Source organism: Membranihabitans marinus (genome assembly GCF_019802045.1).
Classification (GTDB): Bacteria; Bacteroidota; Bacteroidia; order Chitinophagales; family Saprospiraceae; genus Membranihabitans; species Membranihabitans marinus_A.
This window is the reverse complement of the sequence record NZ_JAHVHU010000002.1, coordinates 182817-197852: the sequence shown is the minus strand read 5'-3', so window position 1 is coordinate 197852 and position 15036 is coordinate 182817. Positions and strand designations below refer to the sequence as shown.

At 44.5% G+C, this 15036-nt stretch carries 11 protein-coding genes; 8 read left to right on the top strand and 3 right to left on the bottom strand.

What is annotated here, in order from left to right; genetic code table 11:
• Positions 1-11: 11 nt before the first annotated feature.
• From KUV50_RS01215 to KUV50_RS01200, 4 genes are all read left to right on the top strand, one after another.
• A complete protein-coding gene (locus KUV50_RS01215) occupies positions 12-1211 on the top strand; it encodes a DUF4998 domain-containing protein (protein ID WP_222578256.1) in 1200 nt (399 codons plus the stop codon).
• Positions 1212-1680: 469 nt separating this feature from the next.
• Positions 1681-2934 carry an MFS transporter gene (locus KUV50_RS01210; protein WP_222578255.1) on the top strand — a complete coding sequence of 418 codons (1254 nt, stop codon included), beginning with the start codon at positions 1681-1683 and terminating at the stop codon, positions 2932-2934.
• Positions 2935-3117: 183 nt separating this feature from the next.
• Complete coding sequence (locus KUV50_RS01205; protein WP_222578254.1) at positions 3118-4137, top strand: ThuA domain-containing protein; 1020 nt, start codon at positions 3118-3120, stop codon at positions 4135-4137.
• A complete protein-coding gene (locus KUV50_RS01200) occupies positions 4130-4984 on the top strand; it encodes a sugar phosphate isomerase/epimerase family protein (RefSeq protein WP_222578253.1) in 855 nt (284 codons plus the stop codon). The genes KUV50_RS01205 and KUV50_RS01200 overlap by 8 nt, the downstream gene beginning before the upstream one ends.
• A gap of 283 nt (positions 4985-5267) precedes the next feature.
• On the opposite strand, the gene KUV50_RS01195 is transcribed toward KUV50_RS01200, so the two are convergent.
• Entirely contained in the window at positions 5268-6197 is a 930-nt protein-coding gene (locus tag KUV50_RS01195; protein WP_222578252.1) for a VOC family protein, read from the bottom strand.
• A gap of 61 nt (positions 6198-6258) precedes the next feature.
• Positions 6259-6672, bottom strand: a complete 414-nt coding sequence (locus tag KUV50_RS01190) for an SRPBCC family protein (protein ID WP_222578251.1) — start codon at positions 6670-6672, stop codon at positions 6259-6261.
• A gap of 187 nt (positions 6673-6859) precedes the next feature.
• Between KUV50_RS01190 and KUV50_RS01185 the strand changes: the two genes are divergently transcribed.
• The 4 genes from KUV50_RS01185 to KUV50_RS01170 all read left to right on the top strand — a co-directional run bounded on the left by KUV50_RS01185 (position 6860) and on the right by KUV50_RS01170 (position 9774).
• Positions 6860-7228, top strand: coding sequence for a VOC family protein (locus tag KUV50_RS01185; RefSeq protein ID WP_222578250.1), 369 nt, complete (start codon positions 6860-6862; stop codon positions 7226-7228).
• Positions 7218-7754 (top strand): DUF1697 domain-containing protein, encoded by a 537-nt coding sequence (locus KUV50_RS01180; RefSeq protein WP_222578249.1) that lies wholly within the window; start codon positions 7218-7220, stop codon positions 7752-7754. Before KUV50_RS01185 ends, KUV50_RS01180 begins: the two co-directional genes overlap by 11 nt.
• The gene (locus tag KUV50_RS01175; RefSeq protein ID WP_222578248.1) at positions 7755-8741 is read left to right on the top strand and encodes a GlxA family transcriptional regulator; all 987 of its coding nucleotides are present in this window, start codon (positions 7755-7757) and stop codon (positions 8739-8741) included.
• Between the two features lie 217 nt (positions 8742-8958).
• A complete protein-coding gene (locus tag KUV50_RS01170; RefSeq protein ID WP_222578247.1) occupies positions 8959-9774 on the top strand; it encodes a universal stress protein in 816 nt (271 codons plus the stop codon).
• Positions 9775-10460: 686 nt separating this feature from the next.
• Here the strand turns inward: KUV50_RS01170 and KUV50_RS01165 are convergent.
• Positions 10461-14579: an HYR domain-containing protein gene (locus KUV50_RS01165; RefSeq protein WP_222578246.1), complete on the bottom strand. Its 4119-nt coding sequence runs from the start codon at positions 14577-14579 to the stop codon at positions 10461-10463.
• Between the last annotated feature and the right edge of the window lie 457 nt (positions 14580-15036).

Sequence of the window (15036 nt, the reverse complement as noted above, 5' to 3'; positions counted from 1 at the left end):
AAACAAACAATATGAGCCACATAACATCCAAAACGGCCTGGATCATTATTTTGATTTTCGGGACAATAGTGTCATGTACCACAGACATTTATGACACCTACAATGATTACCTCAGTGAAACCGGATCCGCGGTTGCGGTCGGCAAACCCGGAATGATTGTGACCCGTCCCGGGAATGAAAAGATTTTATTTTTAATCCCCGTTAATGCAGACCCTAAAATTGCCAAAGGGGTGATTTCATGGAACAACGGCGAAGACATGCAGCCGTTTGACATTACGACCAGAGATACTCTGGATGTTTTAGTCGATATCCCCGAAGGGAATTATAATTTTGTATTGTGGTTCGAGGATGATTCCGGTCAAAAATCACTCACTACAGAGCATACAGCATCCGTGTACGGTCCGAACTACCAAAGTGGTCTACAGAACCGATCCATTGAACAAATGACATCGGTTGGCAAGAATCTGAAAATAGAATGGGCCACCCCGGAAGAATCGGTCTTAAATAGTCGTTTGATTTATCAGACAGCAGAAGATTCAGTATTAACCATTCTGATCCATGCCGATGAGAATGAATCTATTGTACCTGATTTCCCGGCCGGTGAAAGTTTTGCGCTAGAGACCTGGCATTCTCCGGATTCTGCAGCTATTGACAGCTTCCTGTCACCACGAGCGGAATTTAATTTCCCGGATATCTACAAACTGGATCCATCGCTGATCATGCCGGTGCATTTGCCCAATGATATTGTAGCAGATGCACATGGGGGATCCTTGAATAAACTATTTAATGGCAATACCGGCAACGGAGACTGGTACCATACCTACTCGGAGGAGCGAACACCTTATCATTTTACTTTTGATCTCGGTGTATCGGCGCAGTTGACCCGGTTCAAGCTGTACCCCCGCCAGGATTGTTGCTACGAACGTACACCTCGTAAATTCCAGCTGTGGGGCATTAGTGACACGACCAACGCAGCAACGTCCTTATCTGCGGATAATCCGGGGTGGGCACAGGAGTCCCAAGACAAAGGCTGGACTCTATTGGTAGAAGATGTCCAATCCGAACAACCCACTGATGGCACCCCCATCCAGGTAGATATCGACAAAATGGAAAACGTCCGATTTGTGCGGTTTGTATTTTTGGAAGCCTGGGTGGAAGATAGTGACACCCACCTCACCGAATTCGAATTTTGGGCCGATCAAATCAATTGAAGGAAGGTAAGTACCGCAGATATCAAAACTTCCTCGCCCGGATGGCTTTGGGGTAGGCGGGTAAGGTGAGCACCGTCATCACCCATCTGACGAACCCCGCAGATTTGTGTTCTCCGCAATCTGATCCGTCCGTAAAGTGATGAATGGTCGGATTCCATATGCTGCTCCTTACTTGTTACTCATCAAGAACCACCCTAGGAAACCCTAGGGAACTCATAATCTTCGATTCCATTACCTTTTCGGAATAATGCAACTGATTAGAAATATTTGACACAAATCCTTGATATATCTTTTGAATTTCCTATTTTGAAATTTTTTAAGGAAACAATCGATATTTTAAGAAGTCATCATTAAGTTGTGTGCTTTTTCACCATCCACAACAATAGGAACTGATTTTTTAAACTGGAATTCTTCCGGGCATTTAAACATTAAATAATTTTTATAGTCACTAACCTAAACTCAACAACCAATGAACGAAAAAATTAATAAGAATATCCTGTTTTATGGGAGCTGCTTTGCCCTCATTACGACTGCATTGACTTTTTCCATTCGTGCAGGAATTCTTCCGCAGCTTGGCGATGAATTCGGCTTGACCGCAGAACAACTCGGATTTATCAATTCCATGTGGTTTTTTGGGTTTCCGATTTCTATGATCTTAGGTGGTATCTTTTATAATTCGATCGGCCCCAAAAATATTATGCGAATTGCCTTTGTCTCACATGTGATCGGCATATTGATGACTATCTATGCAGGAGGCTATACGACACTGTTAATTTCTACGCTTTTTATTGGATTTGGAAATGGATGTACAGAAGCAGCCTGTAATCCGATGATCGCAGACAGCTACAAGGGGAATATGGTCGATAAAATGCTGAACCGGTTTCATATGTGGTTTCCGGGTGGAATTGTACTGGGAAGTCTAATCTCCAAGTTCATGACCGATGCCAATATGGGGTGGCAAGCTCAAATATGGATCATGTTGATTCCGGCAGTGATCTATTTCATCCTCTTTTTAGGTCAAAATTTCCCCAAGCCCAAATTGGAGGAAATGAAATCTTTGACAGAAAATTTCAAAGCCCTCGGAAGTCCAGTTTTCTTATTCTTGTTCTTCACGATGGCTATAACTGCCATTACAGAATTCGGACCGCAACAATGGGTTAGTGTTACACTGTCAGAAAGCGGAGCTAGTCCAATGATTATTCTGGCACTGGTGACCGGACTGATGGCCGTTGGACGATGGTTTGCAGGCCCTGTTATCGCCACACTGGGTCAAACAGGCGTTCTATTGGGTGGCGCGATATTTTCAGCCATCGGTATTTACATGTTTAGTGTAGTCACCGGTCCAATGGCATACGTGGCAGCTATATTTTTTGCAATTGGGGTTTGTTATTTCTGGCCGACAATGGTGGGAGCAGCCGCCAAAAGAGCCCCTGTCACGGGAGCTTTAGGGCTGTCTCTGATCGGCGGGATGGGGATGTTTTCCAGCGCCATATTCCAACCCGTCATCGGTGGATGGATCGATGATGCCCGTGTCACCGCAGAAAGTATGGGATTGACAGGGAGTGAACTCGAGTTAGTAGCAGGTCAGGTCACGCTTACGAAAATGGTGATGTTTCCAGCTATACTCATTGTATTGTTTATCATATTCTATATCTGGCAAAAGAAAGCCGACATAAAAACAGTTGATGAAATGGCACAGGAAGAAGGCGCAGTAGCGATGTAAGGGATTAGTGCGCTTCACTGATAGGTGTTAGGACGCCCTGAGGGGCTTTAAGGAGTTAAGGAACGGGTGTCAGACAGCTGAGATTATCTAGACATCTATACTGATATGCAACACCTGGTCACTTCGTTGTCGGTACATGGATTATCTCAACGAATAAACGACGCAATAAAAACGAATAAACCTATGGTCCTTCTTAAAATAAAAGAACTAAGCCTGATCCTGACATCTATGCTATTTATGTCTTTAATGGCTAATTGTCAAAGCAGCAAGCACTTTATCACCTTTGAACCGGATCGTAAAACGACTTCAAAGCATGTTGTCCTGATCAGTGGAGATGAAGAATATCGTTCAGAAGAAGGTTTGCCTATGCTGGCTAAAATATTGAGCAACCACCATGGATTCCGGACAACGGTATTATTTGCTATTCATCCGGAAACAGGGAGCATCGATCCGAATTATCAGAAAAACATCCCGGGATTAAAAGCTTTGGAGACCGCTGACCTGATGATCATAGCAACCCGCTTTCGCGGTCTGCCTGATGATCAGATGAAGTACATTGACGATTATTTGAAAGCCGGTAAGCCCGTAATCGGATTACGAACAGCCACCCACGCCTTTAAATTAGACGATCCATCAAGCCCTTATGCCAAGTACAGTTTCAATAGCAAAGTGTCCGGTTGGGAAGGTGGATTTGGAAAAAAAATCCTGGGAGAAACATGGATCAACCATCATGGACACCACGGTCATGAGGGAACACGAGGCCTGGTGGATGGATTGGCAGAACGAAACAAGCACCCGGTCCTTAACGGAGTCAAAGACATTTGGGGCCCGACGGATGTATATGGTATTACAGAAATACCGGACGGAGCGGAGGTCCTGCTCTGGGGTGCTTCGACTTCAGGTATGACTCCTGAAGCTCCAGTCAATTGGAAAAAATCAATCATCCCGGTAGCGTGGACAAAAACATATACTTATCATTCAGGCAGCAAAGAAGGTCGGGTGTTCACCACGACCATGGGGGCGGCTACCGACCTGGTCAGTGCCGATCTGCGTCGGATGATAATCAATGCAGCGTATTGGTCCCTGCATATGGAAGATCAGATCACAGAAGAATTAAATGTAAATTTGGTCGGAACTTTTGATCCGACCGAGTTCGGATTCAATGGATTTGTGAAAGATAAAAAACCAGAGGATTATGAATAAGATTGGATTTAACCTGTTGGCGTGGTCCGCTTCTGTGGAAGAAGACGTCTTCCCCATTGTGGATCGGCTTAAAGAAATAGGCTACGACGGCGTGGAATTTTTTTATGGGTCAGATGACCCCGAGCTCTATAAAAAATTTGGTCAGCATTGTCAGAGTACTGAAATGAAGATAACTGCTGTGCTCGGACTGGGACCAGAAACCAATGCGATTAGTTCCGACCCCACTGTGCGGCAAGCCGCATTGGATCAGATGAAATGGGCAATAGATGTGGCCTCCGATATGGGATGTGAGCTTATCGCGGGTCCATTTCACTCAGCGTTTGCTACCTTTCAGAACAAGGCGCCCGAAGATATTGACTATCTACGAAGCGCAGAAATCTTGCGCCAGGCGGGAGAATATGCCGATGGAGCCGGTGTTTTATTAACCCCGGAGGCCATCAATCGATTTGAGTGTTACCTGGTGAACACCATGGATCAGATGAAGAAGCTGTTGGATCTGGTGGATCACCCCAATGTGCAGGCTCATTACGATACACACCATGCCAACATTGAGGAAAAAAACATCCCGGAAGCGATCCGAAAAATAGCTCCACAACTGGGTCACGTACACATTAGTGAAAACGACCGGGGCACCCCCGGCGAAGGACATATTCCATTCGAAGAAACATTTGAGACCTTAGCCGAAGTGGGCTATGACGGTTGGCTGACCATAGAAGCCTTCACCCGCAATGATATTGGCTTTGCCAATTCCATCAATGTATGGAGAGAATACTCACCACCCTGGGAAGTAGCAGAAAAAGGGTATAAGCTGATCAAAAGACTGACGGAACAGTACAATACTCAATAAATTTAGCTACAAAGAGGTCAAAAATATTCCTTTTCGATAACTGCCCAAATATAATGACATTTGGGCTTTATCGTCAACGTTTAGTTACCCTTCATTGATTTCCGGAAAAAATGTAATGATAGCTGTTCGCAGAGGCTCACAGGTCGATTGAAGGCCCCATGGTTAAAAAGCAACCAAATTAAACATCAGCCAAATACAAATAGCTCAATGAAGACTAAGTGCACCTGGTGTCTTCTCAGTGGACTCCGTGGTTAAAGTTGAGAAAATGGAGCTTGTTCACTCATCATCGTACACCATTAAACTTCTTCTTCAAAACTTCCACATCCAGTTTCTTCATTTGGAGAATAGCATCCATCATTCGTTGTTGCTTTTCAGGTGCATCCCCCCGCATTTTATCAGTCAGAAAATCAGGTACGATCTGCCAGGACACACCGTATTTATCTTTGAGCCAACCGCAGACGGACTCCTTTCCTTCATTGGTAAAGCTTTCCCAATAGTGGTCCACTTCGGTCTGATCCTTGCAATTCACATAAAAAGAAATAGCTTCGGTAAAGGGAATATTGGAATCAGTGCCATTGTCCATCAGCATAAAGGGCTGTCCTGCCAGATGGCATTGGGCATGCTTTACCATTCCTTCGGGACCTTGTTCGTCCCCTTCGTATCGGGTTATTCCATCTAAAGACGAATTTTTAAAAATGGACAGATAGTGGCTCAGTGCTTCTTCTGCATGGCCCTGTTGAGCTCCTGAATACATGACAAGTGGAGTGATCCGCTGACCACCAACATCACTTAATTGACCCAGGCTCAGCTGCCAGGACATCCCGTAACGGTCTGTGATCCAACCATATCGATCGCTCCAGTCGTAGCGATCCAGGGGCATCAAAACCTGCCCCCCATCCATAAGTTTATTCCAAGTCTCATCCAACTTCCGACTGGTTTCGAAAACAGTATAGAAGGAAATAGAAGGGTTGAAACTAAAGGTGGGGCCAGCATCGAAGGCATACACCTGAAATCCATCTATGGTAAAGACTCCCTGCTGTATCGTCCCCGGCACTGTACTTTCTTTGGGAAACGGCGATTTCTCCGACCATCTTTTTTCCAGAAGAATTTCCGAGTTAGGGAAAACAGACACGTAAAAATTCATAGCCGCTTCTGCCTGGTTATTATACCAAAGAAATGGAGTGATTTTTTGGGATGAATTGATACTCTTCATGTTGACCTTTTTTTATTTCTTTTCACCTGAGTTCCCTGATATCGTTCTCTTTTTCATATTTTCAGTGAATATTTTCCGCATATCTTTTAAAACTATCCAAAATAGCCTGCCAACCGCCCAGTTGCTGTTCCATGGTGTTTTGACTATCAGGATCAAAAGTGCTTACAATTTCGGTTTCACCGTTTTTATCAGTAAAATCGACTTCCACGTTCCGACCATCACCCAAGGTGTAGGTAATCCGTTTTTCAGGAATCACAACGTCATAGACACCTGAAAAGTCGAATCCAAAACTACCATCCTTAGCTTCCATCCTGGAAAGAAACTTTCCACCAGCCCGGAGGTCATTCTCAGCACGGGTTGTATGCCAGTCTTCCGAGGCGGCGTTCCATTTTACGATGTGTCCAGGGGATGTCCAAAGCTTCCATACTTTATGAATGGGTGCATTTACAGTATTCTTGATGGTTATTCTCTCCATACCTATAGATTTAATTTTTAATTCCTTACAAATATGAGGATTAAATTTCAGATATTTAGGGTGTTAAAACGGCGAAAACCAGGGGTGATTCCGTCGCAAATGATACAATCCAAATGTAAAATTAGTCGTTAGCTATTATAATGATAATTTTTTCAGCTACTGACTAAGATGTTCTCAAACTAAATGAATGACTAATTCTATTCGCCGCATTGTCCCCAACATATATTCTGATGAGTTGGAGCGAAGTAAGCAGTTTTACACAGAATTTCTAGAAATGGACCTGGTTATGGATATGGGGTGGATATTGACATTTGCATCCAGCGTCAACCCAACAGCACAGTTGTCCATTTTTCAGAATGACCATAAAAAACCATTGGACAACAGTGCAATATTTCTATCGTTCGAAGTTGCGGATGTTGATAGATTATATGAACGTGGATTGATACAGAAAATCGATATCGTTTATCCCATTACTGATGAAGCCTGGGGTGTACGGCGTTTCTTTGTTATGGATCCTAATGGAGTCACTTTAAATCTTTTGAGTCATGAACGATAAAAAGCACGTAGTTTTTCTCCGTGGCATCAATGTCGGAGGTCATCACAAAGTGCCCATGGCTGAGTTAAGAGAAGAAATTAAAAAGCTTGGCTACCAAGAAATTACCACTATTCTCAATTCAGGGAACATTATTTTTAAATCTGAGAAAAAGCCCGTTGCAAATAAAATTTCCCGACAGCTTGAGGACCGGTTTGGTTTTCCTGTTCCTGTGGTTGTGGTGGAGGCCGACTCCGTACGTGATTTGTTGAAAAACAACCCCTTCAAAGACGAAGAAATCACAAAAGATATCCGATTTTATGTTTCATTTTTATGGAAAGATCAAGATTCCAGTATTGGACTGCCATGGTATGCTCCTGACCAGTCTTTTAAAATATTAGCAAAAAGAAATGGGATGCTCTTGAGTGTACTGGATTTGGCCGCATCAAAAACACCTAAAGCAATGGCCACTCTTGAAGACTTTTACGGAACTGAGATCACTACCCGCAACTGGAAAACGATAGAACGAATTGGTAAGAAACTGATCTAAATGAAAAAAATTGCTATTCTGGTTCCCGAAAGAGCTGTGGCCGAGGGGGTGACGGGTCCCCGTTATTTATTTACTACAGCCAATCAATTTTTACACAGCGCCGGTAAAAACCCTGTGTTCCAGGTTCAACTAGTGGGAAAAAACAATGAGGTCAAAGTGCAGGATGGCGTGTATTCTATTTCCACAGACCGCCTTTTGGGGGATACCGAACAATACGATCTGGTGATCATTCCACCCATTTTTGGTGATATAACAAAGGCTATTAAACTAAATAATGAGTATATCCCCTGGATCAGAGATCAATACAACAACGGTGCAGAAGTCGCTTCGCTGTGCGTAGGAGCTTTTTTATTGGCTTCCACAGGATTGCTGAACGGTAAAAAATGCTCGACGCATTGGGCTTACTACAAAGAATTCAAGGAGCGATTTCCTGAGGTGGATATTGTTGATGGCGGAGTCATCACAGAACAGGACAACATATATTCTAGTGGCGGAGCCAATTCTCTGTGGAATCTCTTATTGTATCTGCTGGAAAAATATACAAACCGGGAGACAGCAATACTAGCGTCCAAATATTTTGCAATTGACATCAGTCGGGAGAGTCAAGCTGCGTTTATGATGTTCACCGGTCAGAAAGATCACAACGATAGGGCCATTAAACAGGCACAGGAATACATTGAGCATAATTATCAAGATAAAATAACCGTAGACATGTTGGCCCGAATGGTGACCTTAGGCCGCCGAAGTTTTGAACGCAGGTTTAAGAAAGCAACGGATAATACGATCATTCAATATCACCAGCGAGTCAAAGTAGAGGCAGCCAAACGCAGTTTTGAATCTTCCCGGAAGAATGTGACCGAAGTCATGTACGATTCCGGGTATTCAGATCCCAAATCATTCCGGAACGTCTTTAAGAAAATTACTGGTCTGACACCGTTGGCGTATCGCAAAAAGTACCATCGTTTGTCGGTGGATGTTTACAGATAAACCACTCTGAAACGGAGCCATTGAAGGATCAATAAGAAATAGAATATTTCCATCGTGTGCAGTGCAACGGAAAAATATGCCCGATTTGGATATTCGCTATTGCACGTATGAAGGCAGTCTAAAATAATTTAAATGAAATCATTCAACTTATTTTTCGTAAATTTTGTTATCATATATCCAAAGAAAAAAGCACTCTTATAAAACGAACATCTAAATTATGAAAAACCTACTTTTCGCTACTGACTTTTCTGAAAGCTCCCGCAATTCTTTTCAATTCGTCAAAGCCATGATCGACAAATACCCGATGAAAGTCAACGTCATTCATGTATTTGATATACCGATTCCTACTGCCACTACCCTGGCTTCCAATGCGGTCATGGGGATGATTAAAGAACGGGAGTCAGCCGTAAATCGCCATCTGGTTAAAATGCTAGATGAGCTCCCAAAAGAAAATCAAGGCGAGAAATATGCCATTCACGGGACCTATCCCTCCACTGAAATTTCAGAAATGGCGGAAAAATCCAATGCCATGCTCATCGTGATGGCACTCCGGCAAAAATACAGCTTTTTTGAACGCCTGATTGGAACCACAACCGCTCATACCATCCAAAAATCAAAAATCCCGGTATTGGCCATTCCCAATGGTTTGAAATTTACAGACTTTGACGATATATTATTCCCCACTCAAATGAAAGTGGGGGATGAGATGAAGGAAAGAGAACTAAAAGCCCTGAAATGGCTCCATGAATTCGTGGGTATGGTCGAAAAACCAGACATTCACATGATTCATATTTCTTCGGACAAGAACCAGGTATCCACCACGATCCAGGACAAACCTTTTCCAGGTATGGAGTTCACGGTCACTGGTGCCAAATCGATCGAAGAAGGCATCCTTTCCTTTTTGGAAAAGAAATCCATGGATTTGCTGGCGGTTTACAAACCCAACCGGCCGTTTTGGGAGCGCATTTATCATTCCAGCGTGACCCGGAAATTCCTCGAGCAAAACAAAGCACCGCTATTGGTATTTTCTTAATAAAAGATTTACTGAGGAGAAGAGGACAAGGGTATACAGCCGATTATACATCTAGTGCTGCAAATCATAAATAATCTATAGGTATTATCTCATGCACCCATCCCCAGCTTGTACCTCTTTAGCGCAAATAAAAGCTCTATTTATGCTTGAAACAATAGACCTCGGAGAGGTCATAACTATGTTAGCAGATGGTTTTGCAGTGTTCTTCGACTTCGGAGAAGTCGCAATGTTTAAGCATACACTAGGACCTCTCTGAGGTCGATATTTTGACAATAACCGTTGCTAATAAACTTCAACCTGCGCTGCAGGTCTGCTTAGAATCTACATTTAGAGCGCTAATACGCTTTATCCACCACGTCAATCTATTATAACACATAATACACAATGTAACTATCGCTTAAATTCCAAAATTGGGCATATTACTTAGCCCAATTTTGGGTGACGTTTGACTTTTGATTCATACATTATCCTCGGGACAGAGCCCTCCCACAGCCAAGACGGGGACAGGTCGGTTCTCTCATCCTACCCACCCAAAATGAGGACATTTTGGTTCCTTGCATCTGCATAAATCAAAAGCCATGAATTTTCCGGGTTAATGCATCCAACCTATGAATTGTAGCACTAGTATTGCGTTTCATGATTTTCTATATTTACAATGCAACCAACAAAATTATGCAATTCAGAATCTATTCCATCAACAACACTCTTTTCGTACCCAACAGCTCCTTCTGATCCTGCAGCTGCAGATGATACATTCCGGAATTCAAGCCACGAACATCAATCGTTTGACCGAGTTGACAGACGCCGGATTTCACAGAACGACCCAGTGCATCGTAGATTCGATAGCTGAGCTGATCATCAGTGTTGATGTCCAGTCGCAAATAACCTTTTGCGGGATTGGGATAGACACGCCACGCTTTATCTGAGGGGATTTGATTTTGGATGAATTGATCCGGCACAGCTGCCTTTGCCAAGGATTGAGTTTCATCCGTCTCTGTCGGTTCCGCATCCACACATTCGTGCCTAATAATCCATCCCTGATACAACGATTCTCCGGCTGCCACAGATAGCGTATCGGACCACAGTGATCTGTTAAACTTCAGCGTATCGACCAGGCAGATCGCTGTATCGATCTTCACCTGATACATCCCCGGGAGTTCAGGAACAAAATAGTAAGTACCTTGTGCGCCCAACCAATCCCCTGTTGTCCAGGAGCTGACTCGGGTTCTCATACCAGCATCTGTATCCAATCGATACAAACTCACGGGCAAACCATTCGTACCGGCCTCTCCGGCAAATCGGGCAGTGGTCAGGTGATCTTTGTCCGCTATACGTCCGGTGATCAGGCTATACAGGTTCCGGTCTCCTGAACCCAGCCAAATCATCTGATCCCTGAAGCTCTCATGTCCCGAGGGATCCCGCGCCATCCAGCGACGGGTATACCCCAGGGTATCTCCACGCTCAGGATGGAGGACGGGCATAGTCACCACCGTATCCCACACCACATATTGACACACATCGATGATTTTCACCTCCATATCCACCGGCGGTACATCGGCCGGTTTTGCGACCACCGTGTCACTCGGGAAGTTCTGAAAGACCGGTGGCGCCAGATCATACAATGCCAGGTAGTAATTGAATGTATAGGTGTGATAGCAAGCATCTTTCACCACATATTCATATCGCCACAATGCATACATCCCCCAGGGGGCATTTTCTGGCAGGTCTTCTTTGTATACCTGAGTAGATGTGCTTCCGTGCCGGGTAATGGTCCTGTAGTCCACCAGATCACTAAACGATATATCCCAGGGAACCTGACAGTCGACCCGGTGGATCGTATCACCGTTGGCTACACCATGGATATTTGAAAAATTCGGTTCATAGAACTTCACGGTCACGAAAGCGTTGGCACTTCCGACATTCCCACTCTGATCTTTAACTTTGAGCACCACTTCATGCTCGCCGGCAACACCACAGTCGTAGTTGGTCATTCCTTCCAACCACCTATCTACGATGATGCAATTGTCTGAACTTCCATGGTCTATCATTTGGGGCGTAACATGCCCTTCACCCTCTTTGTCCAGTACGATGGTGACATTCTGTGTCCGAACAATGGGCTTCGTATTATCCTCCACCTGAACCTCGGCCTGACAAGTGGAATAATTTCCGTTCACATCCGTGATGGTCAAAGTGACCGTATTCAAACCCAGGTCAACGCACGTAAAGTCTGTCTTACTTACTTCATAGGATGCAATCCCGCACGCATCGGTCGATCCACCATCCATATCGGTGGGGACAATGGTTGCTTCACCCTGCTTATCCAGTTGGATGGTGATGTTCTGACACATCGCCACCGGCGGGACGTTGTCTTCGACGGTAACTATTGTCTCACAGGAGCTGTTGTTTCCATAAATATCCGTAACAGTTAGAGTTATTGTAACATTCCCTACATCTGCACAGGTGAATGTGTTGGGGCTCACGGTCATGGATTGTATTTGACAATTGTCTGTAGATCCCCGATCCACATCTGCAGGAACAATTGATCCTTCTCCATGGGCGTCCAGCTGGACCGTAGTGGGCTTGCAATTCGAAACCGGGGCTTCATTATCTTCGACCGTTACATTAAAGGTACACACAATTGTATTTCCAGATGGATCTGTGGCTGTAGCCGCAACCATCGTAGTCCCTACCGGAAAAAATGTTCCCGGATCTTGCGAGTAGGTGACCACGGCACTGCAATTATCTGTCGCTGTTGCATTGAAAGACACCAGCGCCCCACATGTGCCTGGGTCCATAGATACTGTTATATCTGCGGGACAGGTGATCGTCGGATCTTCATGGTCTTCGACCGTTACATCAAATGTACAGATAGCTGTATTTCCAGAGGGATCTGTGGCTGTAGCTGTAACCGTCGTAGTCCCTACCGGAAAAAATGTTCCCGGATCTTGCGAATAGGTAACCACGGCACTGCAATTATCTGTAGCCGATGCTGTAAAGGACACTACAGCTCCACACGCACCCGGGGTATTGGACACAGTAATATCTGCCGGACAGGTGATCGTCGGATCTTCATTATCTTCGACCGTTATATCAAATGTACATACATCAGTATTTCCGGCTGGGTCCGTCGCTGTAGCTGTTACTGTCGTAGTCCCTATCGGAAAAAATGAACCGGGTACATGCGAATAGGTAACCTCGGCACTGCAATTATCTGTCGCTGTTGCATTGAATCTAACATAAGCCCCACATATTCCAGGCCTGGTTCCACACTCACCAAGGCCATTGGGCACACTGATATCTCCAGGACAGGTGATGACCGGATCTTCATGATCTTCGACCGTTACGAATGCCGTACAGGAGCTTTGGTTTCCACTACCATCTGTTACAGTCAGTGTAACGGTAACGGGTGTTCCTATATTCGAGCAGTCGAATGTATTCGGCGTTACTATCATGGATGCAATACCACAATTATCGGAAGAACCACCATCTACGTCTTTTCCCTCGATTGCAGCCATTCCTGCAGCATCGAGCTGTACGGTGATATCCTTATAAACTGCGGTTGGCGCACTGGCATCCATCATATTTGCTGTAGTGGTGCACGTAGCTGTTGACCCCAAATTGTCGGTCACGGTCAGGGTGACCTGATTTGACCCTACATCGTCACAATCAAACTTCGTTTTACTCAGACTCCATTCAACAATGGATCCATCCGGATCGGAGCTGTAATAGTCAAAATCAGTTGGATATAGCGTAGCCAGTCCAGCTTCATCCAGATATATAGTTTTGGATATACACTTTGCCACAGGTCGTTGGTTAAGCGTCACCTGATACGTGATCCATCCGTGATCCGGTGTGGGATCGGTACCCTGGTCGCTAAAGTTATACGATGTCGCTATAGGATTTACAAAACTTCCGCCCCCGCCGCCTCTTCCAACAATTCCACCGAATCCACCACCGGAATAACCTCCTCCCCCGCCACCACCATAACCTGTACCAGGAAGTAAAAAACCTGTACCCAGACCATGCCCTCCACAGCCATATCCGGTTCCCCCTGCACGCCATTTTTCTATATGACCGATACCCGGAACCGTGCAGTTGTCACAATTTTCATGGGTATAAGCACTGGTTCGAAGAGAGGAGGTTGCAGTACGCACCCCTCCACCATCTCCCAAAGAACTATTGCCACCATCGTGGCCATCCATACCTCCTGCATTGGAATATTGGGATCCATTGCCACTTCCTCCACTGGTTCCTATCCGCCCGCTTTGACCGGGTTTATGATATTCCGAGAACCCGGCAAACATACTCTGAAAAGCACCACCCCCGCCACCTGCCACTGCCAATAATTTATAATGAGAGGTGCTGTTTTCTTTATAAAGAATGCCAGATCCACCACCTCCACCCCCAAAATCTTCACCAGATCCAACTATGGCATCAGAACTACCGTTTTGTCCACTCTTTCCTTCCATAAACCGGAAAATGGAACCAGGAGGTATTTCATGAGGATCGTTGCCTACCGGAAAAGTTGCGATGACATAGGCACCGGAGCCTCCCTTAGCTTTAAGAACTTTCCCACCGATTTTATCAAGCACTTGCGCATAACCCCCATCACCACCCACTAATCGAAAGGTAATAAAGGCGATATCGGGATTGTTTGGCAAAGAGATATCTAGTGTCTTACCGATGGCGTCCACGGTATGTTCATTACCATCGGCAATAATTTGTGCATATAAAGGATTTGTCATTAACGCCGTGACCAGCAGAGCCATTACCGACCCATATAATCCAAAATGCAATCGCTTCATCTGTTGAGGTTTTTCAAAATTCATTTCTTTTGGAGTTTGCATATTTCATAGGTTAGCTAACCGATGCTTCTTCCTTTCTTATTTGATTACAATAGAAGGAAGCGGTATCTGATTTTAAATACGTGGTTTAAAAATAGCCGCAGGGCAGCATTTTATCCGAATTAAGAACCTTACAAAAAGCTTACAAATGAAAAAAGATGAGTCCACTCCAGAAAGCCATTAATACCATTTGAATTCATAATTGCCGCATATATTCCGAAATACTCTTCGTTTCTCTTCGTCTAAAATACTCGGTGCAACTTCAGCTATACCTCTTTTTTTCGACAACATTGAATTACTACAATATTTTATACGGCATTACCAAATACAAGTGATATTAATCGAGAATAAATCAGGGCTAGAGCCCAACAGTATTGTCCACACCTATCCCTGGCCAAAAGACACGGGGCTATTCAAT